Genomic DNA, 232 nt, shown 5'->3' with positions numbered 1-232 from the left:
CAGCAATTCACTGTCAGAAGTGAAATAGAATTCCAGCATTCCCTCAGAGGTAATGGCTGCGTAGCCATCTACCGGGGTTGATACGGTAAAGAAATTGCAGCCAGAGCGGCTGTAAATATGTGCTTTCAGCAGGGGATAGTCGGTATTCAGCAAAAAGAGTTCGCCATCAAAGCTGCAGCTGTCTGCACCCTGACCAACAAACTTGGCCCTGCCATCCACCTCGGTTATATAG

General features: G+C 48.7%; 1 protein-coding gene. It reads right to left on the bottom strand.

What is annotated here, in order from left to right; genetic code table 11:
- Nucleotides 1–232: hypothetical protein (locus Q4563_RS22970; protein ID WP_303606195.1), on the bottom strand; the 232-nt coding region annotated here is incomplete at both ends.

The sequence above is a fragment of the Gilvimarinus sp. 1_MG-2023 genome, assembly GCF_030548285.1.
Note: the sequence above shows the minus strand (reverse complement) of the source record. Positions and strands in the feature narration are given on the sequence as shown.